This is a genomic window from Streptomyces sp. NPDC044704 (assembly GCF_056433525.1).
In genome coordinates this window covers 306365-332009 of the sequence record NZ_JBWKGY010000004.1, presented here as the reverse complement: position 1 = coordinate 332009, position 25645 = coordinate 306365, and the positions used below count along the sequence as shown (strand labels likewise).

The window sequence follows — 25645 nt, the reverse complement described above, 5'->3', positions numbered from 1 at the left end:
ACGGGGCCGGTCCGGCAGGGCGGTCGGAGCCCCGCTGGAGCCGTGCGTCTCGCGCCCGGCTCGGGGCCCGACCGAATGTCACGGTTGTGTCTCGGGCCGTACGGCGGTGAACAGGGCCCGCAGGAGCCGCGTGGCTAGGGAAGAGTCCGAGCCTCACCTCGCAGCCACGGCCGCCCGCGCCGTACCACCCCACGGGGGTCACCTCATGCTCCATCGCCGTGCCGCCTTCCTCACCGCCGTGCTGGCCGCCCTCGCGCTGACCGTCGCCCTCTCCGGCTGCGCCGCCCCGCAGCTGCCGGCGGCCTTCACCAACCCGGTCATCCCCGGTCTGTGGACCCCCGACCGGATGGCGGGGGCGGTCTCCGCCGACAGCCCGGTGGCCGGCGATCTCGGCGCGGACGTGGACGTGACCGACCCCGAGCCCGCCCCGGTCACGGCGAAACCGGAGGCGACCGCCTACCACGACAACGCGGCCGTCATGGGCAAGCTCTTCTTCGACACGAACGAAGGGCCGAGTGTGTGCTCCGCCACCGCCGTGCGCGATCCCGCCCGCCCCGGCCGCTCCGGCCTGGTGTGGACCGCCGGGCACTGCGTCCACGGCGGGGCCGGGAGCCGGTGGTTCCGCAACATCGTCTTCGTACCGTCGTACAACAACGACGGACTGACCGGGGCGGCCCGCGCCCGGGCCGGCCTCGGCGCGGTGGCCCCCTTCGGGACGTGGTGGGCCGACCGCGCGGAAACCGCGCCGGAGTGGATCGCCGAGGGCGCCCCCAGCGGAGGCGGAGGCTCCCCCTTCGACTTCGCGGTCCTGCACGTCAAGCGCTCGGGAACCAGCGCCTCACTGGAGGAGACGATAGGCAGGGCGGCGCCCGTCTGGTTCGGGGCGGCCTCGGCGACGACGATCCCGGCGATGGGAGTCTGGGGATACCCCGCCGAGAAGCCCTTCGACGGGGAGCGGATGTTCTCCTGCCAGGACCGCCCGGGACGGCTGGCCGTCAGGCGCGGCCAGCCCGTCCTCTACCGGATCGGCTGCACCATGAACGGCGGCGCCTCCGGCGGCGGGTGGTTCGCCCGCGACCCTTCCGGCGCGCTCGCCCTGGTCAGCAACACCTCCATCGGCCCGGACGGCAACACCTGGCTGGCGGGGCCCCGGCTCGGTCAGCGGGCCAGGGAGGTCTACCAGTCGGTCAGCAACGGCTCCTCACCACGTCCGGCCGCCCGGGACCGCTGACCGCCCCACCCGAGCGGTCCCTTCCGGATCCCGTACGGCCCGCCGTCTATCCCGGCCGGGCCCACCGGTGGCAACCTGTGCGTGCCGCTCAGCCGAGCCCGGGCGCCCACACGTCCCCCCACCTCGTGAGCCACCCCTGCCCGTGAGCTGCCCCTGCCGACCCGTCACCGAGGGAGTTCACCGTATGCAGAGCCGTTCAACCGACGACCCGCGCAAGCGCGTGGTGTGGGGGATAACCCTCGTCCTGATCGCGGTCACGGCACTCCTCGGCGTCACGCCCGGGTCCGCCACGGCGACGACCGCCGGCTCCCCGCCCGTGCCCGTCCTGTCCTGGGGCCCCTGCGCCGCCCCGGGGGACGGTTTCGAGTGCGCGACCGCCCGGGTACCGCTGGACCACCGCGATCCCGCCGGACCCACGATCCCCCTCGCCGTCACCCGGCGGCTCGCGGCCGACCCGGCCCACCGCACCGGCGTCCTGCTGCTGCACCCGGGCGGACCCGGCAACTCCGGTGTGGACTTCGCCCGTAACAGCTACGAGGCCCTCCCCGCCTCCCTCCGCGACACCTTCGACGTCGTCGGGTACGACATGCGCGGCGTGGCACGCAGCGGACAGGTGGAGTGCTGGAACGACCAGGAGTACTCGGCCGCCGTCGACGCCGCACGCGGCGTGCCCGCCCCCGGAGCCCTGAGCGAAGCCGTCCGGCAGGGCCGCGACTTCGCCGACGCCTGCCGGGAACGCTCCGGCGGCCTCCTGCCGTTCATCGGCACCGGGTCGAACGCCAAGGACATCGACCTGCTGCGCCGGGCCCTCGGCGAGGAGCAGCTCACCTTCTACGGCCGTTCCTTCGGCAGCTACGTGGGCACCGTCTACGCCGCGCAGTTTCCCCGCCGCGTCCGCGCCATGGTCCTGGACGGCGCCTACGACCCGCACCGCTACTCCGAGGTGCCGTACGCCTACGACGCGGCGCAGTTCGCCGCCCTGGACGGGGCGGTCGGCCGGTTCCTCGACTGGTGCGCGCAGAACGCCACCACCTGCGGATTCGGGGAGGGCAAGCCCCGGCAGGCCTTCGAACAGCTCAAGCGGGCCCTGGACGCCGACCCGGTCATCACCGCGAGCGGACGGCCTGCCACCGGCTACACCCTCGCCTACCGCCTGATGTTCAACATCAACTCGGGCAAGGAGATCTGGCCGTACCTGGGAGAGGCCCTGCGGGCGGCCCAGGCACGCCAGGGCTCGTTCCTGCTGAACCCGCCCTCACCCGGCTCCTTCGACTTCCTCAACGTCAACACGGCCGTCGAGTGCGCCGACCGCGTCTACCCGCCCGGTCGCCTCCTCCTGGGCGCGCTGGTCAGCGCGCACGCGGCCTCGGCGCCCCTGCTGGGACCCCCCATCGGCCTGGGACCGCCCACCTACGACCACAACCACGCACCCACCTGCGCCCAGTGGCAGGCCGAGCGTCCGAGCCGCTACGACGGCTCCTACCGCGCGGCGGGCTCCGCGCCGATCCTCGTCCTCGGCACGACCGGCGACCCGGACACCCCCTACCAGGACGCCGTCGCCCTCGCCCGGACGCTGGACAACGGACGCCTGCTGACCTTCGCGGCCGAGGGACACACCGGCTACAACCGGAGCGCCTGCGTCAGCGCCCTCGTCAACGACTACCTGGCCACCCTGGCGCTGCCCGCGCGCGGGACCGTCTGCGCGGACGAGACGCCCCCGGGCGCCCCCGGCCGCCGCACGACCACGGGCGTCGAGGCCGACGAGACGCGGGACGTGATCCCCACCCTCCGCTGACCCGCGGTCCGTGCCCGGCAGCGGAGGAGTCTCCGCCGCCGGGCACCGGGCCCGGGCGAGGTCCGACGGGGCTCAGGCGAGGTCGAACCGGTCCAGGTTCATCACCTTGTCCCACGCCGCCACGAAGTCACGCACGAACTTCTCGCCCGCGTCCTTGGACGCGTAGACCTCCGCGATGGCGCGGAGCTGGGAGTGCGAGCCGAAGACGAGGTCGACGGCGGTGGCGGTCCACTTGACCTCGCCCGTGGCGTGGTCCCGCCCCTCGTACACGTTCTCGTCCGCGGCCGACGCCTTCCACTCCGTCCCCATGTCCAGGAGGTTGACGAAGAAGTCGTTGGTCAGCTGCTCCGGCCGGTCCGTGAAGACGCCGTGCCGGGATCCCTTGTAACCGGTGTTCAGCGCGCGCAGGCCGCCGGTCAGCACCGTCATCTCGGGTGCGGTCAGGGTCAGCAGGTTGGCACGGTCCAGCAGCAGCGTCTCCGGGGACAGCTTCTCTCCCGCCCGCAGGTAGTTGCGGAACCCGTCCGCCCGCGGTTCGAGCACGGCGAACGACTCCACGTCCGTCTGCTCCTGCGTGGCGTCCGTACGCCCCGGGGCGAAGGGGACCGTGACGGCGTGCCCGGCGTCCTTCGCGGCCCGCTCGACCGCCGCGCAGCCGCCCAGCACGATCAGGTCGGCGAGCGAAACCTTCCGGCCGTCGGACCGCGAGGCGTTGAAGTCCTCCCGGATCCCTTCCAGGGTCCGCACCGCCTCCGCCACCTCGGGCAGGTCGTTGACCTCCCAGTCCTTCTGCGGCGCGAGCCGGATCCGGGCCCCGTTGGCCCCGCCGCGCTTGTCCGTGCCGCGGAAGCTCGCCGCCGACGCCCAAGCCGTGCCGACCAGTTGGGGGACGGACAGTCCCGAGGCGAGGATCCTGCCCTTGAGGTCGGCGACGTCCGCCTCCGAGACGAGCTCGTGATCGACCGCGGGGACCGGGTCCTGCCACAGCTGCGGCTCGGCCACCCACGGCCCGAGGTAGCGCGAGAGGGGGCCCATGTCGCGGTGCAGGAGCTTGTACCAGGCCTTCGCGAACGCCACCGCGAGCTTGTCCGGGTTCTCGTGGAAGCCCTTCGCGATCGGCCCGTACACCGGGTCCAGCTTCAGCGCGAGGTCCGTCGTCAGCATCATGGGGGCGTGCCGCTTCGACGGATCGTGCGCGTCGGGCACGGTGTCCCGGGCCGAGGGGTCCGTCGGAGTCCACTGCTGAGCGCCGGCCGGGCTCCTCGTCAGCTCCCAGTCGTACGCGAACAGGTTGTCCAGGTACCCGTTGTCCCACTTCGTCGGCTCGGAGGTCCAGGCCCCTTCGAGGCCGCTGGTCAGGGAATCGACGCCCTTGCCGCTGCCGCACGTGTTCCGCCAGCCGAGACCCTGCTGCTCGATGGGGCCCGCCTCCGGTTCCGGACCGATGCACTCGGGATCGACCGCGCCGTGGCATTTTCCGAAGGTGTGGCCGCCGATGATGAGGGCGGCCGTCTCCTCGTCGTTCATCGCCATGCGCCCGAACGTCTCGCGAATGTCCCGGGCGGCGGCGACCGGATCCGGATTTCCGTTGGGGCCTTCCGGATTGACGTAGATCAGACCCATCTGAACGGCACCGAAAGGGCCCGTGAGTTCCCTGTCGCCGCTGTACCGGGCGTCTCCGAGCCAGGTGTCCTCAGGGCCCCAGAAGATTTCCTCGGGTTCCCAGATGTCCTCCCGTCCGAAACCGAAACCGAACGTCTTGAACCCCATGGATTCCATGGCGCAGTTGCCGGCGAACACCAGGAGGTCGGCCCACGAGATCTTCCGGCCGTACTTCTGCTTGACCGGCCAGAGCAGACGGCGCGCCTTGTCGAGGCTCGCGTTGTCCGGCCAGCTGTTGAGCGGGGCGAAGCGCTGGGCGCCGGCTCCGCCGCCGCCCCGGCCGTCCTCGATGCGGTAGGTTCCGGCGGAGTGCCAGCTCATCCGGATGAAGAGCGGCCCGTAGTGACCGTAGTCGGCGGGCCACCAGTCCTGCGACGCCGTCATCACCTCGAAGACGTCCCGCTTCAGCGCCTCGACGTCCAGGGACGAGAACTCCTGCGCGTAGTCGAAGTCCTCGTCCATCGGATTCGACTGGGGCGAATGCTGATGGAGAACCTGGAGGTCCAGCTGGTTCGGCCACCAGTCCCGGTTCGTCCTGGGGCGCGTCGCCTCGGGGGTCGGGGCGGGGATTACTGGGTTCTCGCTTTCGCTGCCGGACACGTCCGTCCTTCTTTCCTGTCTCGGTGTTTCCCTCTGCTGGCTGCTTGCGCCTGACGCATTCCCTTCGTCCGGATCGAGCACCGCGGCCCGCCACCCGAACGACGCCGACAATCGAGCGCGCATCAGCGTCCGTATGGTCGCGCACCGCAGACCGCACCGCTACGAGAACACGCAGGGCACCCCCGCACGGCGAACGCCCGAAATGACAAACCGCCGGTTCCGCTTCCCGCCGGAACTCCGGCCGCTGCCGGTAAACTCCTGCTGTCCCGACGAGCCTGAACGGGTGAGCGCACATGAGCGACCTGCTGGAGCGGCTGAAAGGACGTGGCTGGCGGATGACCTCCCAGCGGCGTGTCGTCGCGGAGGTCCTCGACGGCGACCACGTCCACCTCACGGCCGACGAAGTGCACGCCCGCGCGGTCCTGCGGCTGCCCGAGATCGCCCGGGCGACCGTCTACAACACCCTGGGCGAACTGGTGTCCCTCGGCGAGGTCGCGGAGGTCTCCACCGACGGCCGGGCCAAGCGGTACGACCCCAACGCGCACCACCCCCACCAGCACCTGGTGTGCTCCGGCTGCGGCATCATCCGCGACGTCCACATGACCGGCGATCCACTGGCCGGCCTCCCCCCGCAGGAGCGGTTCGGCTTCACGGTGTCCGGGGCCGAGGTGACCTACCGCGGGCTGTGCCCCTCCTGCCTCACCGGCCCGCCGCAGGCGTGACGTACGGCGGACCGCCCACCGGGCCCGGGGCCCCGGAGGCTCAGATCCCGGCGACCTTGGCGCTCGCCGACACCTCGTAGACCAGGGTGACCGTACGGTGGCCGCCGGGCGGGAGACCGACGTCCCAGCGGGCGATGCCGTCGGCGTCGACCACCTCCGGCGCCGGGGAGCAGGCGTCCTTCCGCAGGCGCACCTCCACCGCCGACACCTCGGAGACCGGGATCCGCTCCCGCAGGACGACCACCCGGTCTCCGAGCTCCCCGGGGGCGGAGAACCGGGACAGGTGCAGCCGGACGGTACGGGTGACCACGGTCCGCTGCATGATCCCGGTGGTGTCGCGGGACTCCTCGGCGTGCCGGACCACCCCGTGGTCGTCGCAGCTGCCGAACGCGAGCTCGACGGGGGTGCCGGGCGCGGTGAAGTCCAGGGTCCCGCGGCCGCTGAATCCGCTGCCGCGCACCAGGTCCACGGGCCCGGCGAGCAGTGCGTGGCCGGCCGCGTTGTCGAACCGCACCACCTGGGTGACCAGCGGCGACACCTCGGGCGAACATGCGTACTCGCTGACCGCGGCCGTGGTGAAGACGGAGAGCGGCACGCGGTGGGCGCGGCCGTCCCCGCGCACCGAGACCGGCGCGGGGGAGTGCAGCACCCGCGTCTCGCCGCCGTCGTCCACCCCGGGCAGGCCGAGCACCGGAGCCGGGCCGAGGACCCCGATCTCCTCCTCGCGCAGCTCCACGTCGACCGTGCGGCGCTCGGCCGCCGAGCGGTCCCTGAGCGTCAGCCGGTCCTCGTCCAGCCGTGGCGGATCGGTCGCCAGCGCCGAGCGGGCGGTGGACAGCGTCAGCCGTACGTCCGACCAGTCCTCACCGGTGCGCTGCCAGACCACCGCGTCGGTCTCCAGCGTCAGGGAGTCCCCGTCGAGGACCGCCCGGTAGGCGGGCCGCCACAGCGCGCAGGGGGTGAGGTGGCTCAGGCGCAGCTCCACCGGCCCGGCGGCCGCCGCCTCCACGGTCAGCTCGACGTGCCCGACCAGTTCGGCGGGTTCTTCCTCGGAGACGCGCATGGCCCGCTGCGCCGCCGCCAGTTCGGTGCCGAGGGTGGCCAGCCGGGCGTCCACGGCGCGCAGTCGCTCCCCGTACGCGTCCCGCTCGCCGTCCAGCCGGTCCAGTTCGCGGGACCAGCGGGGCCCTTCGGTCTCCCCGCGGCCGGCGCCCTCGCCGATGTCCCGCAGGAGATCGGTGGTGAGGACGCCGAGCAGGTCGAGGCGGGTACGCAGCCGGTCGCGCCGCTGCCCCAGGTCCAGCCGCTCCTCCTCCAGGGCGCGTACGCGCTGCCGCAGGGCGGAGTCCTCGTCGGGGGACGGCAGCGGACCGCGGGGGGTCCAGCTGCGGACGATCCGCACGTCGAGGACGCTCGCGGGGAATCCGGCGGTCAGCTCGGCATGGAGGGTCCGGTCCACGGCCAGCGCGCTGACCGGGCCGAGGCGCAGCCGCTGGACCCCCGCCTCCAGGTCGAGCACGACGGCGCGCTCGACGTGGGCGCGGTCCTCCAGGCAGGTCACGGCGGTGACGGGGAGGGCGATCGGCTTCGGGGCCGTGGACATGGGGTGCGTCAGCTCCTGCGGTTGCCGCCGGCGAGGGCCTTGCCGGCCGGGATGCGGATCTCGTAGCCGCCGTCGAGGGCGGTGGTGGCGCCTGCGGGCAGGTCGAGCCGCCAGACCCGGGTGCCCGGGGCGTGATGCTCGGGCCCGACGCCGTGCTCGGGCGCCGTCCAGTCGGCCCGTTCCTCGATCCGGACGTCCGGTTCGGAGGTGACCGGTACCCGCTCGCGGACCTCGACGGTGACGGGCCTCGCGAGCCCGTTGGCCAGCTCCACGTGAACGCGGTGGTCGAGGACCGTGGTGTTGTTGCGGAGCCCCGACGTCGACTCGTGCAGGTTCGTCCGGCGGGTCACCCGGATGCCCTCGGCCGGTCCGAGTCCCACCCGGCGGACACCGCCGGGCGCGAGCGTGGGCAGTGCGGTGGTCAGCAGGAAGTCGCCGTCGACGGAGACCTCCACCGGGCCGGCCAGCAGGGCCTGGTCCGTGGCGTTGGACAGCACCAACGTCGCGTACACGGTCGGCTCCACGGCCGGCACGCTGAGGTACTCGGTGCGCAGGCCGACCGGGATCTCGGCGACGGTGACGGTGTGCCAGGTACCGTCCGACGGAACGTCGGCGCGGGCCGCGGCGTCGAAGCGGTGGTCGAAGGAACCCGCCGACTCGCGGGGCCGTACGGCCTGCGCGGGCAGCGGCAGCGCCGCCACCGCTTCGGCACGGCGGCGGTGTTCGGCCGCCACCGGGTCGAGGGGGGCACCGGGGAACAGCCGGCCCCTGCGACCGGACTGCTCGGCGGGGCCGGACAGGACGAGGGAGGCGTAGTCGAGCTCGGCGCCGCTCGGCTGCGGCGGACCGGGCACCGGTGCCGGAGGAGGCGGCGCGGGCACACCACCGGGAGCCGCCGGAGCGGCAGGTGCCGGGGCGGCGGGGGCCCCGGCGAAGGAGGGGGCACCCCTGCGCGCCCTGGCGGGCGGTGGCACGGCGCCGTCCGGCTGCGCGAGGCGGGGCATCCCGCCGGCCAAGGTCTCGGAGGAGCCGCCCGTACCCGCGGGCGCCGCGAACGCGGCCGGCGGACCGCCGTAGCCCTGCGGCGCCGACGGCGGGGGAGGCGGCGGTGGCGGCGGTACGGGACCGGCTGCGGGAGCCACCGGAGCGGGGCGGGCCGCCACGGCCACGGGCGCGCCGGCGCCGGCGGGGCGGGCGGGGCGGGGGCCGGCCCCCTGGTACCCGGCGAACAGGTCGGCGAGTCCCGCCGGGGGCTCGCGCCAGCCGGAGGGCGCGGGGGCGGCCTGACGGCGCCCGATGCGCATCGAGCGGAGCCTCGGCAGGTCGGTGCGGCGCCGCAGGTCCGCGGTGGCCAGTGCGATGCGTACGCCGCTCCAGTCCTCGCCGGTCCGCTGGGCGACCGAGGCGCGCAGCACCAGGCGACCGCCGCCGTCGCCCTGACGGTAGGAGAGCCGGTAGGCCGGCACCCAGACGGCGCCCGGCACCGCGTACTCCAGTTCCAGGTCCACCTCGGCGTCACCGGTACCGCCGCCGGCGGTGTCGAGGGTGAGGACCGCGCACACCGTGGTCTCCACGTGCGCTGACGGCGCGTCGGTGGAGGCGCGGGCGAGCCGGTCGGCGGCGACGGCGAGTTCGTGCTCGGCGACGCGCAGCGCCTCCTCCAGCTCGACGAGGCGGGCGTGCAGCCTCGTCAGCCGTTCGTCGACGAAATCGGCGAGTTCCAGCCACGCGTCGACCGGGGTGCGGCGGTGCGGGTCGTCGCGCCTGCGCGGAGGCGCGACCGGGCGCAGGGCCCCGACCTCTTCGATCAGGCTCAGCTGTCGGTCCCGGCGCCCCTGCGCCGCCCCGTGCGCGTCGCGCAGCCGCTCGACCTCGCGCCGCAGCCCTTCGGGCGTGCCCGTAGCGAGCGGTGCGGCTTCGACCTCCACCCGGGCCTCGGTGACGCGCACCCCGGGAGCGTCCAGGACGCGGGCCCGCAGCGAGCCCGGGTCCAGCGAGCGGGGCAGTCCCGCCACCCGCACCCGGCCGTCGGCCGGAACCCGGCCCCGCGCCAGGCGGCGGCAGACCGCTCCCCGCGCGTACACCACGACCGAATCGAGGGTCGCCCCCCACCGCTGTGCCGTCTCCGTCGTCATGCGCTCCGCCCCCGTCGCGTCCGTGCTGAGCGAAGCCTACGCCCGAGCGGCCGGTGCGCGGCCGCCGAGGCCCGACAGCGGGGTCAGCTGCCGCCCGGGGCCCGGTCGCGGCGGTGACCGGGCAGGAACTCCTGGATCTTCGACTTGATTCCCTGCCGCACCATGCCGGTCCGGTCGCTGTCCCCCTTGAGGATCGCGGAGGCCGTCGCCTCGATCTGGTCGAGGTCGGCGTGCGGCGGAACGGGCGGGACGGCGGGGTCCGTACGGAAGTCGATGACGAACGGCCGGTCGGCGGCCAGCGCCTGACGCCAGGCGGGTTCGACGTCGGCCGGCTTCTCCACGCGCACGCCGTCGAGGCCGATCAGGCGGGCGAAGTCCGCGTAGGGCAGGTCGGGAAGGGACTGGGAGGGAAGGAACTGCGGTGCGCCGTTCAGCGCGCGCATCTCCCAGGTGACCTGGTTGAGGTCACCGTTGTTGAGGACCGCGACCACCAGCCGGGGATCCTCCCAGTCCTGCCAGTACTTGGCGGCGGTGACGAGTTCGGCCATGCCGTTCATCTGCATCGCGCCGTCCCCGACGATCGCGATCGCGGGCCGCTCGGGACGGGCGAACTTCGCACCGATGAGGTACGGAACCCCCGGCCCCATCGTGGCCAGCGTCCCGGACAGCGAGCCGCGCATGGATCCCCGCAGCCGCAGGTGCCGGGCGTACCAGTTGGCGGCCGATCCGGAGTCGGCGGCGAGCATCACGTCGTCGGGCAGCAGGGCGTCGAGGGAGTGCACGACGTGCTCCGGGTTGACCGGGTCGGCCGCCACGCCGGCGCGCCGTTCCATGACCGTCCACCAGCGGGCCGTGTCCTTCTCGATCTTCTTGCGCCAGGACCCGTGCTTCTTCCGCTTCAGCAGGGGCAGCAGCGCGTCGAGGGTCCGCGCCGCGTCCCCGACCAGGTTCACCTCGAACGGGTAGCGCAGTCCGACCATGAACGGATCGATGTCGATCTGTACGGCGCGGGCCTGGTCGAAGGCGGGCAGGAACTGGGAGTAGGGGAAGCCGGAGCCGACCACGAGCAGGGTGTCGCAGTCCCGCATCATCTCGTACGAGGGCCGGGTGCCCAGCAGCCCGATCGACCCCGTGACGTACGGCAGGTCGTCCGGCAGGGCGTCCTTGCCGAGCAGCGCCTTCGCCACCCCGGCGCCCAGCACCTGTGCCAGCTCCTCCACTTGGGGCCGGGCGCCCCGGGCGCCCTGGCCGATGAGGATCGCGACCTTCTCGCCCGCGTTGAGCACCTCGGCGGCCCGTTCGACGTCCGCCGGAGCGGGGACGGGTGCGTAGGCGGACATGCCGAGGCTCGAAGGCACCATCTTGAAGGCGTGGGCCGGCGGCACGTAGTCGAGCTCCTGCACGTCGGCGGGGAGGATGACCGCCGTGACGGTCCGCTGGGCGAGGGCCGTGCGCATCGCCCGGTCGATCACGTTCGGCAGCTGCTCGGGGACGGTGACCGTCTCGCAGAACGCGGAGGCCACGTCCTTGTACAGGCTCGCCAGGTCGACTTCCTGCTGGTAGGAGCCGCCCATCGCGCTCCGGTCGGTCTGGCCCACGATGGCCACGACCGGCACGTGGTCGAGCTTCGCGTCGTACAGGCCGTTCAGCAGGTGGATGGCCCCGGGCCCGGAAGTGGCCGCGCAGACGCCGACCCGGCCGGAGAACTTGGCGTACCCGACCGCCTGGAAGGCCGCCATCTCCTCGTGCCGGGCCTGGACGAACCGCGGCCGGTTCTCCGCGCGGCCCCACGCGGCCAGCAGGCCGTTGATCCCGTCACCGGGATACGCGAAGACGTGCTCCACGTCCCACGCGCGGAGGCGTTCCAGTACGAAATCGGAAACCTTGGTCGACATGGCGGTACTCCTCGTACTCGTCTGGGGCGGCCCGGCGGCGTGGGCCGCGTGCGGGCGCCGGGTCCGTCAGGCGCTGGACGGCAGGGCGGGGCGTTCCGCCCGCGCGGCGACGAGGCGGCGCCGTTCCCCCTCGTCGAGCCCGCCCCACACTCCGTACGGCTCGCCCACGCGCAGCGCGTGCCGCAGGCATTCCGGCTGTACCGGGCACAGCGCGCACACGTCCTTCGCGGCAGCGGCAGCTCCGGCAGCGCGGCGCCCCGGTGACCCGTCGCGTTCCCGGGCGGGGCGGAAGAGCAGGCGCGAGCCGAGCCGGAGGCACTCGGCCTCCTCCTGCCACGGCCGATGGCCGGCCGCACGGCCTTCCGGACGGGAAACGTCCCCCACCTCGGGCTCCCTTCGGATCGGATCGGGCCCTTCGGAGCGGGCGCGAGCGCCCGCCCGTCCCTCGTCTGACCCGTTCGGCGTTCCCGAAACACCGGGCGCGCAGGCGTCGAGGGAGAACGGCACCCCCCTGTACCCCCGGCCTCCGCTCCGGAGGTGGCCGAATTCCGTCGTAGGCTGAATCCCGCATACGACGTACAGGAGGCGGAAGTGGCCGGGACGACGCTGACCGGGACGACGGTGGCCGAGGTGATGGCCGAGCTCGCCGCGCTCCAGGACCCGAAGGCACGCGCGGTGAACGAGCGGCACGGTGACGATCACGGCGTGAACCTCGGCAAGCTGCGCGCGGTCGCCAAGCGGCTGAAGACGCAGCAGGAACTCGCCCGCCGGCTCTGGGAGACGGACGACACCGCCGCCCGGCTGCTGGCCCTCCTGATCTGCCGCCCGAAGGCGTTCGGACGGGACGAGCTGGACGGCATGCTGCGCGGGGCGCGCGCCCCCAAGGTGCACGACTGGCTCGTGAACTACGTGGTGAAGAAGAACCCGCACTCCGAAGAGCTGCGCCTGGCCTGGTCCGCCGATCCGGATCCCGTGGTCGCGAGCGCCGGCTGGGCCCTGACCACCGAACGCGTGGCGAAGAGGCCCGAGGGCCTCGACCTCGCGGGGCTGCTCGACGTCATCGAGGCGGAGATGAAGGACGCCCCGGACCGCCTGCAGTGGGCGATGAACCACTGCCTGGCTCAGATCGGGATCGAGCACGCCGAGTACCGCACCCGGGCGCTCGCCATCGGCGAGCGGCTGGAGGTCCTCAAAGACTACCCGACCTCCCCGGGCTGCACGTCTCCGTTCGCGCCCGCCTGGATCACCGAGATGGTCCGCCGGCGGCAGGACGACTGACGAGAACAATGCCCGCGCCCCGCCGGGAGCACAGCCGCTATCGTCGCCACGGTGATCACCGAAGACGACGTGGATCCGGCGACGCTGGCCGCCGGGATGCTGCGGCCGGCCTGGCGCCACGGTCTGTACTGGGCCCTGGAGGCCCAGGACCACACCGCCGCACTGACGAACGCGCTCGACCGTGCGGCGGCCGTGGCGCGGGCGTCCGCCGCGCAGCTCCGCGAGATCGTCGAGACGGTGGTCCGTGAAGGCCACGAGGAGCTCGGGCGGGGGTTCGTCCACCACCCGGACATCTCCGGGGAGTACCTCCTCGAACTGTGCGACCGGGGCGTGCTCACCGACGCGTTGGGGCACCGTGCCGGGCCCCGCGGGCTGCTGGTGCGGATGTGTGAGGTCCACCGGTACCCGGAGGCGGTCCTGACGCTGGGGCTGGAGCTCTACCGCGATCCCGCCGTCCCGCCGGACGAGTTCGCCGCCTTCGTCCGCCAGTACGGCGGCGTTTCCCGTGGCTGGCTGCTGAGGGCCCTCGCCGAGATCGATCCGGACCCGGCACTCAAACTGACCGCGTACGAGGACGCGCTCACCGCCGCGGCGGCAGCGGGGGACACCGGCCGGGAGGCGGCCGGGTTCCACGCCCGGTACCTGGCGACCGCGCCGAGCGGCGACGCCGGCCGGCTGGCGCGGTTCCTCGACCGGCACCCGGACGCCCACGTACTCGCCCTCCTCCTGGAGTCGAGCGTCCCGGACCCGGTACGCGGCGAGCTGATCGCGGCCCGTGCCCGGGAGTCGGCCGACCCGCGGGTTTCCGACGCCCTCCGGCGCCGGGAACAGCGCCGGGAGGCCGCCAGCGCGTCCCTGGACGCCGAGGCCGCCGCCGAGCTCGCCGCGACCGGACTCGCGGACGTCCTCGTCCTGCTGGCCGCGAACCCGCGGACCCCGCGCCCGATCCTGCGCGAACTGAGCACACGAGCGGCATCGCCCGGTGCCCGCGCCATCCGCAACGCGGCCGCGCACACCCTGCGCCTCACCCGGGGACACCCCGAGGGCCACCGGCCCGAACCGCACCAGCAGGACGGTCCGCATGCCTGACACCCGCTGGACGCCGTACCCCAAGATCCCGTCCCGAACCCGGCTGGGCGAGGGGCGGGCGGCCCGTGAATGGGTCGCGCTGGAGAAGGTCCACGGCGCCAACTTCGCCCTCGTCTGCGACCGCACCGGCGTCCACCCGGCCAAACGCCGCGAACTGCTCGACGAGAGCGGCCTCGACGAGTTCTTCGGCGTGGGGCGGATCTGGCCGGCCCTCGCCGTCGCGGCGGCCCGCTGCGCGGCGGCCCTGCGCCGCGGCCTCGAAACGGACGCCTCCGAACCGGTCACGCTCTACGGCGAACTGGCCGGCGGCCGCTATCCGCACCCGGACGTGCCGCCCGCACCGCGTACGGACCCGGTGCAGACGGGCGTCTGGTACGCGCCGCACCTGCTCTGGCTGCCGTTCGACGCGACGATCGGAACCGGTGACTCCGTCCGCTGGGTCGCCGACCGGGCACTGCGCGAGGCGGCGGCCGCCGCGGGCCTGTACTGCGCCCCGCTGATCGCCCGCGGGACGCTCGCCCGGGTCCAGGAGCGGACGCCGGTGTTCCCGACCCGGGTACCGGCCCTGCTGGGCCTGCCCGAGCTGCCCGGCAACCTCGCGGAAGGGCTCGTCATCAAGCCCGCCGAGGAGTGGTGGCCGACCACCCGCCCCGTGGCCAAGGTCAAGCACCCCTCCTTCGCCGAGGACGAACGCTTCGACGGCGCGCGCCCCTACCTGGCACCCGCCGAAGGCGCCGCGGGCGTCCCCGGCTGGCTCCTCGCCCGGGCCACCGAGCTGCTCACGCCGGCCCGCGCGGCGGCAGCCGTCAGCAAGCTGGGACCCCACGCGCCGCCCGGAGAGGTCGCCGCCGAAGTGGTCCGGGACGCGGTCGAGGAGAGCGCCGAAGCCCTGGGCGGCCTCGACGACACCCTCCTCCGGGCCCTGGAAGGGTCCTTGCGCCCCGCGGCCCTCACCCTGGCGCAGTACGACGCGGCCGACCGCCGACCACGGCGGTGAGCACGGCCGGAGCGGGTCCGGTGTTCGGACAGGTACCTGAAGGGCCGGCCACGACCGGGGGCGGTTCGTTCCCGAGGACACCCCGCCCGGGTCGGCGTACGCTCGCAGCCAGGGCTCCGCGGCGAGCCGCACCGGACGGGACCGCGGGAGGAAGCATGACCGCGCTCGGCGACCTGATCGAGATCGACGACAGGACCGTACTGGTCCTCGGGCAGGAACTGGACGTCGAGCACGGTCAGCCCGACGTCGCCAACGCCCTCGTGCACCGGACCGGCGACACCCTGGTGTTGGTCGACACCGGAGTCACGGCGCCCTTCCGCGCGGCGCTGCGGGCGGCGGCCGACCGGGTCGGGCCCTGGTCCCGGGCCCTGCTGCTGACCACCCACGGCCATCTCGACCACGTCGGCAACAACGACCTGGCCGACGAGCTGGGCGTGCCGGTCGAGCACTACGTCCCCGCCCGTGACGTCGACCAGATGCGGGACCCGGCGACGTACTGGGTGCGGTCCTTCGAACGCGTCGCCGGGTCGGCGCCGCTGCTGGCGCCGCCCGCGCCCACCGCCGACAGGCTGGTGTCGCTCTTCCAGCCGATGCGCCCCTTCGGCGCGACGACCCGCACCTACGAGGAGCGGCCGCTGGAGCAGATCAGGTTCGGCCCCCTCCGGTTCTCCGGCTGGACCTTCGCCGACGGCGCGGTCCGCGTACTGCGCAGCCAGGGACACTGCGCCGGGCACGTGATCGTGCACCTGCGGGACTGCGGTGTCCTCCACCTGTCCGACGAGGGCAACGGGCCCTGCGGTGCGATGGCCGACGCCGACCAGCTCAAGATCCAGACCGTGCTCGGCGCCGCCTCCCTCCTCTTCGAGCAGGGACGGGCCGCACTCCTCACCGACGGGCACACCTTCGCCGTGCGCCGTGGCGCTGACGCGGTGTCCTACCTGGACGGCCTGCTGGAGCAGGCCACCGCCCTGCACGAGGCGGCGCTCGGGCTGACCGGTGAGGCCCTTCACGTCCGGCCGAGCACGTTCACCACCCGCTACGCGGAAGCCATGGCCGCCCGAGGGACCGGCGGCGCCAACCCGAACGCCCTGTTCGTCGCCATGACGGCGGTCAACCAGCTCCGCGAGCTCGGGCTGCGGCCGGAGTCCGGCGGCGCAGACGCGCCCTGGTCCCGGCCCACGCTCCGCAACCCCGCGCCGGCCCCCGTACCCCCCGGCCCTGGCGCGGGAGCCGGCTGAGCCGCGGGGATCAGCGGCCGGGTGCCATGTCGTAGGTGACCCACATGGTGCGCGTGGCCACCTGGTCGTACTTCGACCTCGCCCGGTGGTTGTCGTCGGCGGTGATCCACCGGACCACGCTCCAGCCGCGCTCCGCGGCGATCTCGCGCAGCGCGCCGAGCAGCAGGTCGACGGCGCCCGAACCGCGGTGCTCCGGCGCCACGAACAGGTCGTCGAGGAAGCCGCCGACCGTCGCCGAGAGCGGCCGGGCGTACGGACGGTAGTGGGCCAGGCCGAGGAGCCGGCCGTCGGCGTCCTCGGCGACGAGCGCGTCGACCTCGTGGGCGGGGTCGTTGACCCACCCCCACACCGTCTCGGCCGCCTCCTCCGTCTGCTCCACGCGGTAGAAGTCCGCGTACCCGCGGTAGAGGGCTCGCCACTGGGGGAAGTCCTCGGGCCGGGCGGCGCGGACGGTGATCTGGGACATGCGGGTCACTCCTGTGGTCGTGGGTGCTGCGTCGGTGGCCGTGGAGTCGTCCCGGTTCAGGAGCGCCTCGTCGTTCCGGGCGAGACCGGTCTTCGTCACGAACCGTGACCTTATGCAGTGCTGTTCCGCTGTCGGGCGTGGGGGTGCCGATGCGCCGTTCGTGTCAGTGTGGGGGGGAGGAAGCCTCGGTGAGCACGTCATGGAGGAGTGGCAGACATGGACGGTAGGCAGGACGAGCGCCAGGAAGCGGGGCAGGGCCGGGAGCAGCAGGACCGCTCCGGTGCCATGAGTCAGGATCCCGTTCACCCCGGTACCCGCGCGGAGAGGTCGGTGAGCCCGGAGGAGCTCGCGCAGCGCCGCCGGGAGGAGATGCGGCGCGAGCGCGGCGAGGACGAGATGCGCGAAGACGAGTTCTGACCTCACTCAAGCCGGTGCCTGGCCGCCCGTGGGCGTGGCGGTGGCCCTCGGGCGGCCGGGGCGGGCGGGGACGGGGTGCAGACGGTAGGCGGCGCCGTGCGCGCGGACGAGCCCTGCCGTCGGCGGGGGGAAGTGGCTGCCGAGCAGGAGGGTGTCCGTGCCCGCGAGGTCCGAGAGGAGGTCGCGACGGGTGGCCTCGGCCCGCGCGGGATCGACGTCGACGTGGCTGTGGATGCCGGGCGCGGCGAGCTGGACGGGGTGGTGGATGCAGTCGCCGGTGATCAGGGCCGAGCTGCCCCGGCTGTCCAGCCGTACGGCGACTTGTCCGGGTGTGTGGCCGGGAACCGGTACGAGGGTGACGCCGGGGGCGACGACCAGTCCGCCGGCGGGTACCTCGACGAGGTCGAGGAGTCCGTGGTCGGCGACGGGGTAGACGGAGTCGCGGAACATCTGGTGCCGGGGCCCGTCCATGTCCACGGCCGCCCAGTAGTCCCATTCGGCGCGGCTCACGAGGTAGCGGGCGTTGGGGAAGGTGGGGACCCAGGTACCCGCGTGGGAGCGGGTGTTCCAGCCGACGTGGTCGGTGTGCAGGTGCGTCAGGATGACGACGTCGACGGTCTCGGGGGAGAAGCCGGCCCGCTCCAGACGGTCCAGGTAGTCGGTGCGGAGCCGGTGCCAGGCTGGGTTGGCGCGCTCCTTTCCGTTCCCGATGCCCGTGTCGACGAGGATCCGCAGTCCGTCCGCCTCGATCGCGAACGTGTGGCTCGCCAGGCGGAGCACCCGGTCGGATCCCGCGAAGTCTGGTTGCAGCCAGGGGAATTCGGCCACGACGTCGGGTGTCGCCCGGGGCAGGAGCCAAGGTCCGGTCTGTGGGGGCAGTTCCACCTCGTCGATGCGGTGGACGGTGACGCCCCCCACGGTCCACGCGGGGGTGTGGAGCGGCGCTGCGAGGGCAGTCGGGTCCGAGGTCATGAGCTCGCCTCCTCCTTAACGCTGAGATGTTGCTTTTACGCTACCCCGCCCGCCCGGCTAACGCAATGAATGAGCTTTAGGCCAGCGGCGGGACGATTCTCGAACGACTAAGGCTCAGAGTTTGCGTTAGTGGCGTACTCCCCCTACTCTGCCCCTCACGCAAATATTTAGCTTTTGGGCGGCTCCCGCTCCCTTGTGCGGGACCGAGGCGGCACCCGAGTGCCGCTGCCCGGAAAGGACTTCGGTCATGTCTGTTCCCCCGCTGTCGCCCGAAGCGGCCGCCGAGTCCGCGATGCGCGCCGGACTCTCCCTCGGAGAAGACCGGCACGCCGCCGTCGCCGGAACGGCGCGCCACGTCCTCACCGTCATCAGCCGGCTGCGAGAGATCGACCTGGGGGAGACCCCGCCCGCCTCCGTCTACCACGCCGGCTCCCAGGGGCGGTGAAGGCGATGGAGCCCTACGAGCTGTCCCTCGCCGAGGCGTCAGCGGCCATCGAGGACCGGCGTCTCTCGCCGGTCGAGCTGACCGATTCCGTCCTGGCGCGCATCGAAGCCGTCGACGCCGACGTCAGCGCCTACGTGACCGTGGTCGCCGGGGCCGCGCGGGCCCAGGCCGCCGAAGCGGCCCGGGACATCGCCGCCGGCCGCCGCCGGGGCCCGTTGCACGGCGTCCCCATGGCGTTGAAGGACCTCATCGACACCGCCGGCACGCGGACCGCGTCCGGCTCCGCGGTCCGGGCCGGCCGGACGCCCGCCGCGGACAGCGCCGTGGCCGCCCGGTTGAAGGAGGCCGGCGCCGTCCTGGTGGGCAAGGCCCACACCCACGAGTTCGCCTACGGCCTCACGACCCCCCAGACCCGGAACCCCTGGCACCTGGACCACGTGCCCGGCGGGTCCAGCGGAGGATCGGCCGCCGCCGTGGCCTCAGGGACGGCGACGTACTCGCTGGGCACGGACACCGGCGGCTCGATCCGGGTCCCCTCCGCGCTGACCGGCGTGGTCGGGCTCAAGCCCACCTACGGGCTCGTGCCCCGAGACGGGATCGCCTCGCTGTCCTGGTCCCTCGACCACGTCGGCCCCATCACCCGGACCGTACGGGACGCCGGCCTCGTCCTCGACGCCCTCGTCGGACGACACCCCGGCGAAGCCGCCGGCCCCGGCCACCCGTACGCGGCGTACGCCTCGCGCCCCGACGAGGGCCTGGCCGGCGTGCGCATCGGCGTCCCGGCCACCTACTACTTCGACCACGTGGACCCACAGGTGGAAGCGGCGGTCCGCGAGGCCATCGCGGACCTCGCGGACCTCGGCGCCCGTCTGGTGGACGTGGAGATCCCGATGGGCGAGTACGTCCGGGCCACCCAGTGGGGCCTGATGGTTCCCGAGGCCACCGCCTACCACGAACAGCACCTGCACACCACGCCCGAGCTGTACGGCCCGGACGTACGGGTCCTGCTGGAAGCGGGCGCCCTCGTCCCCGCCACGGACTACCTGCGCGCCCAGCGCGTCCGCACCCTCATGCGCGACGGATGGAACGAGCTCCTGCGCGAGGTCGACGTCGTGGCCGCTCCCACCGTCCCGGCCACGGCGGCCCGGCGCGACCAGGAAACCTTCCGGTGGGCGGACGGGACGGTCGAGACCGTCTCCGACGCCTACGTCCGCCTCTCGGCTCCCGCCAACATCACCGGGCTGCCCGCACTGTCCGTGCCGGCCGGCTTCGACACCGCCGGTCTGCCCGTCGGACTCCAGCTGATCGGCCGCCCGCTGGACGAAGCGACCGTCCTGCGCGTCGGCGAAGCCCACGAGCGGCTGCGCGGCCCCGCGCCGCTCGCCCCGTACCCGTTCCGCCCGTCCGGAGCGCCCGCCCCGGGCAGCCCGGACGCGACGCCGCAAGCGGATCCCCGGCATTAAGGTGACCGACATGACCCCCCAGCCGAGACCCCGTCCAGGAGGGCGCAGCGCCCGTGTCCAGCAGTCGGTCCACGAAGCCGTGCGCACGCTGGAATCCGAGCTCGGACGGGCGGCGTTGACCGTACCCCTCGTCGCCAAGAGGGCCGGCGTCACTCCCTCGACGATCTACCGTCGGTGGGGCGACATGACGGAACTCCTCTCCGACGTCGCGGTGGAGCGGCTCCGCCCCGAAGCGCCGCCCGCCGATCTGGGCAGCCTGCGCGCCGACCTGGAGGCCTGGGCCGTGCAGTTCCTGGAGGAGATGTCCTCGACGGCCGGCCGGGACTACATCCGTGACGCGCTCGGCGGCGATCCGGACGGCCACAACGCCGGCCAGTGCTCCGCCTACGCCGTCGAGCAGGTGGAGATCCTCCTCGCCCGCGCGGGCGAGCGGGGGGAAGCGGCACCGGCCGTCGACGCGGTCATCGACCACGTCGTGGCCCCGATGATGTACCGGATCCTCTTCCGCCCGGGCCTGCTCAACGCCGACTACGCCCGCGCCCTGTCCGACACGGCCCTGACGCGTCTGATGCCCCAGTCCTGACGCGGTGCCCGGCGCCGTGTCACCGTTCACGGTCCATGACGCGACGGGCGGCTTCGGCCTCCGCCGCGGGCGGGGACAGTTCGTCGAGGGTGTCGAGTTCGTCGTCCGACGCGAGCTCCTGCTCCCAGGCTTCCGCGAGCCGCTCCTGCTCCTCGCGCGACGTGCCGGTGACGGCCTCCCGCTGGTCCGGGCCCAAAGCCGCGAGGAAACGTCCGACCGCGTCCGTCGGCATGCCGTGCTCCTTCTCGCCGTGGGGGAGGGGAGCACCGAAACCGCGGAACTGCGCCCCGCCCCAGGATGGGCGAACACGGCCGGCGCCGGCGGCCCGACACGGCGCTCCGCCACCCGAACGGCCGAGCCGCCCGCGGCGCCTCGTTAGGATCGTGCCCCATGAGTGACATGCGGTGGTGGCGGCGGGGGCGCCGGGTGGACGAGTCGGCGGCGGTCGTCGTCGGGGTGGGCAACCTGCTCCTGAGCAGTGCGCTTTCCTGGATGCTGATCGGCGGGGGACCGTTCTACGAGGCCACCACCCGGGCGGAGGAGACGGCGGCCCAGGAGCTCGCGGTCTCGGTCTTCGGCTGCTGGCTGGCGGCCGGACTGGTGCTGTTCCTCGTCCTGGGCATGATGCGGACCCTGGTCGGTCACGTACTGGCGATGCTGCTGCCGGCCGCCGCGCTGGTCCTGCTCCTGCTGGCCCTGTGACGCAGGACCGGCGCCCCGGAACGAGGTCCGGGGCGCCGGGTTCCGGGCTCAGTGACCGTGGCGGTGTCCGCGGCGGTTCCAGGATTCGGTGTCGATGACGTTGCCGCGGTTGTCGCGGAGGGTGGCGGTGTCGCGCTCGTCCCAGATCTGGTGGCGGCGGCCCTGGTAGACGTCGCGGCCGGTGTCGCGGCCCTGACCGGTGTGGACCTTGACGCTGGAGCGCCCGGCCAGGCGGAGACCGTCGAAGCGGTAGCGGTTGCCCTGCTGGTCGGTCAGGGTGAAGCCGCGCAGTTCGACGCTGTGGCGGCCGGAGTTCCGCACCTCGACCCATTCGTCGTTCAGGGCGCGGTTGCCGCGGCCGCGGCTGTCGTTCTGGACCTCGCCGATGGCGAGGGAGGAGCCCTGGCCGCGGTGGTCACGCCGGTGGTCGTCGGCGACGGCCGGGAGCGACGCGGCGCCGATCAGGGCGCCGGCCGCCAGGAGGGCGGCGAGGGCGCGGCGGGTGGCGACGGAAGCAGACATGAGGATGGCCCCTTCAACGGTCAGCCCTGCCCGGTCTCTTGCGAGCCGGGCGGGCTCCGAACGGTTCCCGGCGTCCTGCCGAGGAGCCACACTGTGGCCCCCGTTCCGCCCGAAAGCAACGATAACGCCCCGTGTTACCCAATGCGGACATATTTGTGACCGCCCCAGGTAAGAGCCGTACGTCAAGGCCGTGTTGACTTCGCGAGGTACCGCGGCCGACGGGGCTACGAACGCCGTGACGTCGAGATCTGCCGCATGAGGCTCGTCATGTCCGGGGCCACCCACTCCTCCGCGATCCTGTCGCCCTCGATGCGGTAGAGCTCGATGCTGCGGAAGCTCACAGGCCGGTGTGTCGCCTCGATGCCCTGGAAGGTGCCCCCGTGGGTGCCGTGGAAGTGCACGCGTACCGCCACCTTGTCGCCGACGCCGAACATGTCCTCGATGTCGAGCCGGATGCCGGGGAAGCCGGCGAGCATGGCCTCGGCACCCAGCCTCCACACCTCCCGCCCGTGCAGCGGGCCGGGCAGTCCCGGGAGGTTGGCGATGAAGTCCTCCGTCAGCAGTCCGACGCACGCGTCGAGGTCACCGCCCTCCAGCTGCTGGTAGGCGGTGCGGAGCAGGGCCAGGTTGTTCTCGGTAGCAGAGTCCATCGGGTGTCCTCGTCTCAAGGGGGTCGGGTGCGTTCCGGGCGGCCCGACACCGTGGTGGTGGCGGATCGCCCCACCGAGCCCCTGACGAGCCGCGGCGATCTCTCCGATCCGCACGACCTCAGTGAAAACCTTGGCGTCGCGTCGAGGTCAACTCCCTGCGGAGGCGCCGGAGCGGCGGGGGCGGCCACGGTTGCGGCGACGGCGGGTCCGCCCACGGCTGACCCGGAGCCGGTCCGCGGTCTCGGGGTCCCGTGCCGCCAGCTCGGCGAGTGCCGGGTGCAGAGCGTTGCGGGAACGGCCTTCGCTCAGCAGGGCCTCCCGGCGGGCGTCGTCGCGCAGCCTGCCGTACCTGACGAGGCAGCCGATCTGCACCGGCACGGCGAACCAGGTCGCGATGGCCGCGGCGCCTTCCGCCGGCCCGTGGGGGTCGGTCCCGACCAGGGCGAGGGCCGTCCCCACGATCACCGCCAGCGCGGCCCACACCGCCCACGCCGCCGGGCGGCCGGACCCGCCCGGCTTCGCCGGAAGCCGGGACCGCAGACGGTTGCGGCAGGCGGTGTGGAACTCTTCCCGGGCGGCGCGGAGTTCGGCGTCGCGCGCGTGGACGTTGCCGAGGGAGGCGGGTGCGGTGCGGCGGCGCAGGGCGGCGAGCAGGGCGTCCGGCACGGGGTGCCCGGCTCCGGCCCCCGGGTCGGACCCGGCAGCGGTGAGGGCGAGGTTGCCGCGGCGGGTCACCGTGACCAGTCCGTCGAGCAACAGCCGGGCGGCGGCGGCCTGGACGTCGTCCCCGAGCGGCCGGCGGCCGCAGGCGGCATGGTAGGGGTCGACCACCAGCGCGGCGATCCGCCTGGTCACGGCCCGCCCCCACCACCGCCGTTCCTGACGGACCCGCATGCCGAGGATCCCGTACAGCAGGGCTGTCAGGGGCAGGACGACGCAGGCGAGTTCGACGGGGTTCACGCCGCCGAGCGTAGGAGGCAGCACCGGGGTGCGTACATTCGGTATCCGCCCCCCCCGGAACACCCCTCGGCCGCGGCCCACGGGGCCTGGGCCGAGGAGCGGGGGCGGGGTGCGTCAGGGGCGGGCGAGACCCCACGTCTGCAGGCTGTACGGCCGGCCCTTCTCCTCACCCGTGATCAGCGGTACGTCGAGCAGCCGAAAGCCCGCCTTGGTGGCGACGGTGACGCTGGCGGTGTTCTCGGCCTCCAGCTCCAGGATCACCTGCTCCGCGCCCAGTTGCTCGAACGCGTAGGAGGACATCACCCGCACCGCTCGTGCCGCCAGCCCCCGCCCGCGGTGCGCCGGGCCGACCGCGTAACCGATCTCGGTCCCCTCGGGGGCACGCCGCAGCATTACCTCGCCGAGCGGTGCGCGGCCGTCGACGGTGATGGCGAGCAGGATGGCCGTGCCTTCCGCGCGCAGCTGCCGGTCCCGGTCCAGGCGCGTACGGGCGGCCACGTCGTCGAAGGGGGAGACGATCGGTGTCCAGTACGCGATGTCGGGGTGGTCGAAGAGTTCCGGCATCGAGGCCAAGTCCGCCTCCGTCCAGTCGCGCAGGACGAGCCCCTCCCCCGAGAGCTCGATCCGCTCGGGGAACGACGACGTTGTGCTGCTCATGATGAGGAACCTCCGTGGGCTGACCGCGACGAGGCAGCGTAACCGCGCGCAGACGACGGGGCACCGGGATTTCCCCGTACGCCGGACCGGACCACCACGAGCCGCTCGGTCCACCCGCCGGACGGGGAACGAAAATCAGCGGTGGGGCGGTGGCCGGAGCTGCTTGGATGCCGCCATGACCGCTGAACTCCCCGCCGGGTACGAGATCTCCACCGACTCCGCACGGATCGACGCCGCCCTGGTCCACCGATGGCTGTCGGAGGACGCCTACTGGGCCCGCGACCGGTCCCGGGAGAAGCAGGACCGCGCCATCGCCGCCTCCCTCAACTTCGGCGTCTACGATCGGGCCTCCGGGCGGCAGCTCGGCTATGCCCGGGTGGTCACCGACGGGGCCGATTTCGCCTGGCTGTGCGACGTGTACATCGCCCCGGAAGCCCGCGGCAAGGGGCTGGGAACCGCGCTGGTCACGGCGGTGCGCGAGCACCTCGCCCCGTACGGTCTGCGGCGCGTCCTGCTGGCCACCTCGGACGCGCACGCGGTCTACGCCAAGGTCGGTTTCGCCCCGCTGGCGAAGCCCGAACAGTGGATGACGCTGGGCGCCCAGTGAGCCGCCCACCCGCGAGGCCGGCCGGGTAGGCGACGCCCGGGGTCAGACGCCCGCGCGCCACACCTCGGGGCCGCCGCCCTCCCAGCGGACCGGTCCGTCCTCGGACAGGTCGACGTCTTCCAGGCCGGCCCGTCGCAGGAACTCCGATACGTCGGCGGGGGAGTGGGCACGGCCGAGGTCGGCGTCGACGCCCAGCGCGTGCACGGTCACCTTCCGGCCACCCTTGGGCGACACGGGATGAACGACGATTTCCGTCCGGTCCGGCATGGGTCCAGCCTGCGCGGATCCGTCCGGTCCGGCACGTCGGACGCCTGCTGCCGGCGGCGGCCGGGGAACGCCGGTGCGCCCGGTGCCGGCCGCCGCCGGGGCCGCCGACAGGGCCCACGTTTCAGCAGGTCAGATGGTATTCAGGCCTCATGGGCGGGGGATGTCCGAGGCTGGGAGCCGTTCGGGTGAGGGAGACGGACGACCGACCCCGTCCCTCGCGGTCCCACGGCAACGGGCCCGGGCGCACTTCAGGGCTCCGCGACCACCCGCGTGACAGGATGGGCCCATGACCGAACCGCGTACGTGGGTGAAACGGTGGGGCCGGGGCGACGGGTCCTACCTCTCGGTGTGCTCCAAGGATTCGGTGTTGTCGATCGGCTCGGTCGGCTCGGTGCTGTCCATCGGATCGGTGGGCTCGGTCCTGTCGATCGGATCGGTGGGCTCCGCCCTTTCCGCCGCGTCCATCGGGTCGTCCCTCTCCTTGCTCTCCGCCGCCTCCTGGCTCAGCACGGGGTCGCTGCTGTCCGCGCGGTCCCACTGGTCGGTGCTGTCCTGGCACTCGCGCGACGGATTCATGGCGGCGGGGGCCCTGACCGCGGCCGCCGTCGCCGGACTCGCCCTGCACGCCACGGCGCGCCGCGGACGGGCGCACGGGACGTCGTCCACGCCGTTCTGATCCGCCAGACGGC

At 73.6% G+C, this 25645-nt stretch carries 27 protein-coding genes; 14 read left to right on the top strand and 13 right to left on the bottom strand.

Annotated elements, in window-relative coordinates; all coding sequences use genetic code 11:
* The first annotated feature begins 205 nt into the window (after positions 1 to 205).
* Together AC07B0_RS12330 and AC07B0_RS12325 are read left to right on the top strand one after the other, a co-directional pair.
* Positions 206 to 1231, top strand: coding sequence for a trypsin-like serine peptidase (locus AC07B0_RS12330; RefSeq protein WP_356882354.1), 1026 nt, complete (start codon positions 206 to 208; stop codon positions 1229 to 1231).
* A gap of 184 nt (positions 1232 to 1415) precedes the next feature.
* Positions 1416 to 3026: an alpha/beta hydrolase gene (locus AC07B0_RS12325; protein ID WP_469382647.1), complete on the top strand. Its 1611-nt coding sequence runs from the start codon at positions 1416 to 1418 to the stop codon at positions 3024 to 3026.
* A 72-nt stretch (positions 3027 to 3098) separates the two neighbouring features.
* Here the strand turns inward: AC07B0_RS12325 and katG are convergent, their stop codons facing one another.
* The gene (gene katG, locus AC07B0_RS12320) at positions 3099 to 5288 is read right to left on the bottom strand and encodes a catalase/peroxidase HPI (protein WP_469382648.1); all 2190 of its coding nucleotides are present in this window, start codon (positions 5286 to 5288) and stop codon (positions 3099 to 3101) included.
* Between the two features lie 293 nt (positions 5289 to 5581).
* Between katG and AC07B0_RS12315 the strand changes: the two genes are divergently transcribed.
* Positions 5582 to 6010, top strand: a complete 429-nt coding sequence (locus AC07B0_RS12315) for a Fur family transcriptional regulator (RefSeq protein WP_478897891.1) — start codon at positions 5582 to 5584, stop codon at positions 6008 to 6010.
* A gap of 40 nt (positions 6011 to 6050) precedes the next feature.
* On the opposite strand, the gene AC07B0_RS12310 is transcribed toward AC07B0_RS12315, so the two are convergent.
* The 4 genes from AC07B0_RS12310 to AC07B0_RS12295 form a co-directional block, all read right to left on the bottom strand.
* Positions 6051 to 7613, bottom strand: a complete 1563-nt coding sequence (locus AC07B0_RS12310) for a mucoidy inhibitor MuiA family protein (protein ID WP_478897887.1) — start codon at positions 7611 to 7613, stop codon at positions 6051 to 6053.
* Between the two features lie 8 nt (positions 7614 to 7621).
* The gene (locus tag AC07B0_RS12305; RefSeq protein WP_478897885.1) at positions 7622 to 9748 is read right to left on the bottom strand and encodes a DUF4139 domain-containing protein; all 2127 of its coding nucleotides are present in this window, start codon (positions 9746 to 9748) and stop codon (positions 7622 to 7624) included.
* A gap of 83 nt (positions 9749 to 9831) precedes the next feature.
* The gene (locus tag AC07B0_RS12300; protein WP_469382651.1) at positions 9832 to 11643 is read right to left on the bottom strand and encodes a thiamine pyrophosphate-requiring protein; all 1812 of its coding nucleotides are present in this window, start codon (positions 11641 to 11643) and stop codon (positions 9832 to 9834) included.
* Positions 11644 to 11709: 66 nt separating this feature from the next.
* Positions 11710 to 12027, bottom strand: a complete 318-nt coding sequence (locus AC07B0_RS12295) for a WhiB family transcriptional regulator (protein WP_478897883.1) — start codon at positions 12025 to 12027, stop codon at positions 11710 to 11712.
* Between the two features lie 249 nt (positions 12028 to 12276).
* Between AC07B0_RS12295 and AC07B0_RS12290 the strand changes: the two genes are divergently transcribed.
* From AC07B0_RS12290 to AC07B0_RS12275, 4 genes are all read left to right on the top strand, one after another.
* Positions 12277 to 12921 (top strand): DNA alkylation repair protein, encoded by a 645-nt coding sequence (locus AC07B0_RS12290; protein WP_469382681.1) that lies wholly within the window; start codon positions 12277 to 12279, stop codon positions 12919 to 12921.
* A gap of 51 nt (positions 12922 to 12972) precedes the next feature.
* Positions 12973 to 14010 (top strand): hypothetical protein, encoded by a 1038-nt coding sequence (locus AC07B0_RS12285; RefSeq protein ID WP_478897881.1) that lies wholly within the window; start codon positions 12973 to 12975, stop codon positions 14008 to 14010.
* Positions 14003 to 15007 (top strand): RNA ligase family protein, encoded by a 1005-nt coding sequence (locus AC07B0_RS12280; RefSeq protein ID WP_478897879.1) that lies wholly within the window; start codon positions 14003 to 14005, stop codon positions 15005 to 15007. The genes AC07B0_RS12285 and AC07B0_RS12280 overlap by 8 nt, the downstream gene beginning before the upstream one ends.
* Before the next feature lie 155 nt (positions 15008 to 15162).
* Complete coding sequence (locus AC07B0_RS12275) at positions 15163 to 16245, top strand: MBL fold metallo-hydrolase (RefSeq protein ID WP_478897877.1); 1083 nt, start codon at positions 15163 to 15165, stop codon at positions 16243 to 16245.
* A 10-nt stretch (positions 16246 to 16255) separates the two neighbouring features.
* Here the strand turns inward: AC07B0_RS12275 and AC07B0_RS12270 are convergent, their stop codons facing one another.
* Entirely contained in the window at positions 16256 to 16810 is a 555-nt protein-coding gene (locus AC07B0_RS12270; protein ID WP_469382656.1) for a GNAT family N-acetyltransferase, read from the bottom strand.
* A gap of 117 nt (positions 16811 to 16927) precedes the next feature.
* Between AC07B0_RS12270 and AC07B0_RS12265 the strand changes: the two genes are divergently transcribed.
* A complete protein-coding gene (locus AC07B0_RS12265) occupies positions 16928 to 17128 on the top strand; it encodes a hypothetical protein (RefSeq protein ID WP_356882328.1) in 201 nt (66 codons plus the stop codon).
* A 6-nt stretch (positions 17129 to 17134) separates the two neighbouring features.
* On the opposite strand, the gene AC07B0_RS12260 is transcribed toward AC07B0_RS12265, so the two are convergent.
* A complete protein-coding gene (locus tag AC07B0_RS12260; protein WP_478897874.1) occupies positions 17135 to 18100 on the bottom strand; it encodes an MBL fold metallo-hydrolase in 966 nt (321 codons plus the stop codon).
* A 247-nt stretch (positions 18101 to 18347) separates the two neighbouring features.
* Between AC07B0_RS12260 and AC07B0_RS12255 the strand changes: the two genes are divergently transcribed.
* The 3 genes from AC07B0_RS12255 to AC07B0_RS12245 are packed head-to-tail and all read left to right on the top strand — an operon-like array spanning position 18348 to position 20591.
* Positions 18348 to 18545: a hypothetical protein gene (locus AC07B0_RS12255; protein ID WP_478897873.1), complete on the top strand. Its 198-nt coding sequence runs from the start codon at positions 18348 to 18350 to the stop codon at positions 18543 to 18545.
* A 5-nt stretch (positions 18546 to 18550) separates the two neighbouring features.
* The gene (locus AC07B0_RS12250; protein ID WP_478897871.1) at positions 18551 to 20008 is read left to right on the top strand and encodes an amidase; all 1458 of its coding nucleotides are present in this window, start codon (positions 18551 to 18553) and stop codon (positions 20006 to 20008) included.
* Positions 20009 to 20018: 10 nt separating this feature from the next.
* Positions 20019 to 20591, top strand: coding sequence for a TetR/AcrR family transcriptional regulator (locus AC07B0_RS12245; protein WP_478897869.1), 573 nt, complete (start codon positions 20019 to 20021; stop codon positions 20589 to 20591).
* 19 nt (positions 20592 to 20610) lie between these two features.
* Here the strand turns inward: AC07B0_RS12245 and AC07B0_RS12240 are convergent, their stop codons facing one another.
* A complete protein-coding gene (locus AC07B0_RS12240) occupies positions 20611 to 20823 on the bottom strand; it encodes a hypothetical protein (RefSeq protein WP_356882318.1) in 213 nt (70 codons plus the stop codon).
* Positions 20824 to 20981: 158 nt separating this feature from the next.
* Here AC07B0_RS12240 and AC07B0_RS12235 point away from each other — a divergent pair, with 158 nt between their 5' ends.
* Complete coding sequence (locus AC07B0_RS12235) at positions 20982 to 21293, top strand: hypothetical protein (RefSeq protein WP_478897867.1); 312 nt, start codon at positions 20982 to 20984, stop codon at positions 21291 to 21293.
* Between the two features lie 48 nt (positions 21294 to 21341).
* Here the strand turns inward: AC07B0_RS12235 and AC07B0_RS12230 are convergent, their stop codons facing one another.
* The 4 genes from AC07B0_RS12230 to AC07B0_RS12215 form a co-directional block, all read right to left on the bottom strand.
* Positions 21342 to 21815, bottom strand: coding sequence for a lamin tail domain-containing protein (locus tag AC07B0_RS12230; protein WP_469382661.1), 474 nt, complete (start codon positions 21813 to 21815; stop codon positions 21342 to 21344).
* Between the two features lie 224 nt (positions 21816 to 22039).
* Positions 22040 to 22465: an ester cyclase gene (locus AC07B0_RS12225; RefSeq protein WP_478897865.1), complete on the bottom strand. Its 426-nt coding sequence runs from the start codon at positions 22463 to 22465 to the stop codon at positions 22040 to 22042.
* A 147-nt stretch (positions 22466 to 22612) separates the two neighbouring features.
* Positions 22613 to 23425, bottom strand: a complete 813-nt coding sequence (locus AC07B0_RS12220; RefSeq protein WP_478897863.1) for a hypothetical protein — start codon at positions 23423 to 23425, stop codon at positions 22613 to 22615.
* 114 nt (positions 23426 to 23539) lie between these two features.
* Positions 23540 to 24082 (bottom strand): GNAT family N-acetyltransferase, encoded by a 543-nt coding sequence (locus AC07B0_RS12215; protein ID WP_356882308.1) that lies wholly within the window; start codon positions 24080 to 24082, stop codon positions 23540 to 23542.
* A gap of 175 nt (positions 24083 to 24257) precedes the next feature.
* Here AC07B0_RS12215 and AC07B0_RS12210 point away from each other — a divergent pair, with 175 nt between their 5' ends.
* The gene (locus tag AC07B0_RS12210) at positions 24258 to 24689 is read left to right on the top strand and encodes a GNAT family N-acetyltransferase (protein WP_469382664.1); all 432 of its coding nucleotides are present in this window, start codon (positions 24258 to 24260) and stop codon (positions 24687 to 24689) included.
* A 42-nt stretch (positions 24690 to 24731) separates the two neighbouring features.
* Here the strand turns inward: AC07B0_RS12210 and AC07B0_RS12205 are convergent, their stop codons facing one another.
* Positions 24732 to 24899, bottom strand: a complete 168-nt coding sequence (locus AC07B0_RS12205) for a hypothetical protein (RefSeq protein ID WP_356882303.1) — start codon at positions 24897 to 24899, stop codon at positions 24732 to 24734.
* Positions 24900 to 25242: 343 nt separating this feature from the next.
* Here AC07B0_RS12205 and AC07B0_RS12200 point away from each other — a divergent pair, with 343 nt between their 5' ends.
* Positions 25243 to 25632, top strand: a complete 390-nt coding sequence (locus tag AC07B0_RS12200; protein WP_478897860.1) for a hypothetical protein — start codon at positions 25243 to 25245, stop codon at positions 25630 to 25632.
* Positions 25633 to 25645: the final 13 nt, after the last annotated feature.

What these genes read in the sequence shown, in the direction of transcription:
- AC07B0_RS12330 (WP_356882354.1), top strand. Translation starts at nt 206, where the DNA reads ATGCTCCATCGCCGTGCCGCCTTCCTCACCGCCGTGCTGGCCGCCCTC.
- AC07B0_RS12325 (WP_469382647.1), top strand. Translation starts at nt 1,416, where the DNA reads ATGCAGAGCCGTTCAACCGACGACCCGCGCAAGCGCGTGGTGTGGGGG.
- AC07B0_RS12315 (WP_478897891.1), top strand. Translation starts at nt 5,582, where the DNA reads ATGAGCGACCTGCTGGAGCGGCTGAAAGGACGTGGCTGGCGGATGACC.
- AC07B0_RS12310 (WP_478897887.1), bottom strand. Translation starts at nt 7,613, where the DNA reads ATGTCCACGGCCCCGAAGCCGATCGCCCTCCCCGTCACCGCCGTGACC.
- AC07B0_RS12305 (WP_478897885.1), bottom strand. Translation starts at nt 9,748, where the DNA reads ATGACGACGGAGACGGCACAGCGGTGGGGGGCGACCCTCGATTCGGTC.
- AC07B0_RS12300 (WP_469382651.1), bottom strand. Translation starts at nt 11,643, where the DNA reads ATGTCGACCAAGGTTTCCGATTTCGTACTGGAACGCCTCCGCGCGTGG.
- AC07B0_RS12290 (WP_469382681.1), top strand. Translation starts at nt 12,277, where the DNA reads ATGGCCGAGCTCGCCGCGCTCCAGGACCCGAAGGCACGCGCGGTGAAC.
- AC07B0_RS12280 (WP_478897879.1), top strand. Translation starts at nt 14,003, where the DNA reads ATGCCTGACACCCGCTGGACGCCGTACCCCAAGATCCCGTCCCGAACC.
- AC07B0_RS12275 (WP_478897877.1), top strand. Translation starts at nt 15,163, where the DNA reads ATGACCGCGCTCGGCGACCTGATCGAGATCGACGACAGGACCGTACTG.
- AC07B0_RS12265 (WP_356882328.1), top strand. Translation starts at nt 16,928, where the DNA reads ATGGACGGTAGGCAGGACGAGCGCCAGGAAGCGGGGCAGGGCCGGGAG.
- AC07B0_RS12260 (WP_478897874.1), bottom strand. Translation starts at nt 18,100, where the DNA reads ATGACCTCGGACCCGACTGCCCTCGCAGCGCCGCTCCACACCCCCGCG.
- AC07B0_RS12255 (WP_478897873.1), top strand. Translation starts at nt 18,348, where the DNA reads ATGTCTGTTCCCCCGCTGTCGCCCGAAGCGGCCGCCGAGTCCGCGATG.
- AC07B0_RS12250 (WP_478897871.1), top strand. Translation starts at nt 18,551, where the DNA reads ATGGAGCCCTACGAGCTGTCCCTCGCCGAGGCGTCAGCGGCCATCGAG.
- AC07B0_RS12245 (WP_478897869.1), top strand. Translation starts at nt 20,019, where the DNA reads ATGACCCCCCAGCCGAGACCCCGTCCAGGAGGGCGCAGCGCCCGTGTC.
- AC07B0_RS12240 (WP_356882318.1), bottom strand. Translation starts at nt 20,823, where the DNA reads ATGCCGACGGACGCGGTCGGACGTTTCCTCGCGGCTTTGGGCCCGGAC.
- AC07B0_RS12235 (WP_478897867.1), top strand. Translation starts at nt 20,982, where the DNA reads ATGAGTGACATGCGGTGGTGGCGGCGGGGGCGCCGGGTGGACGAGTCG.
- AC07B0_RS12230 (WP_469382661.1), bottom strand. Translation starts at nt 21,815, where the DNA reads ATGTCTGCTTCCGTCGCCACCCGCCGCGCCCTCGCCGCCCTCCTGGCG.
- AC07B0_RS12225 (WP_478897865.1), bottom strand. Translation starts at nt 22,465, where the DNA reads ATGGACTCTGCTACCGAGAACAACCTGGCCCTGCTCCGCACCGCCTAC.
- AC07B0_RS12215 (WP_356882308.1), bottom strand. Translation starts at nt 24,082, where the DNA reads ATGAGCAGCACAACGTCGTCGTTCCCCGAGCGGATCGAGCTCTCGGGG.
- AC07B0_RS12210 (WP_469382664.1), top strand. Translation starts at nt 24,258, where the DNA reads ATGACCGCTGAACTCCCCGCCGGGTACGAGATCTCCACCGACTCCGCA.
- AC07B0_RS12200 (WP_478897860.1), top strand. Translation starts at nt 25,243, where the DNA reads ATGACCGAACCGCGTACGTGGGTGAAACGGTGGGGCCGGGGCGACGGG.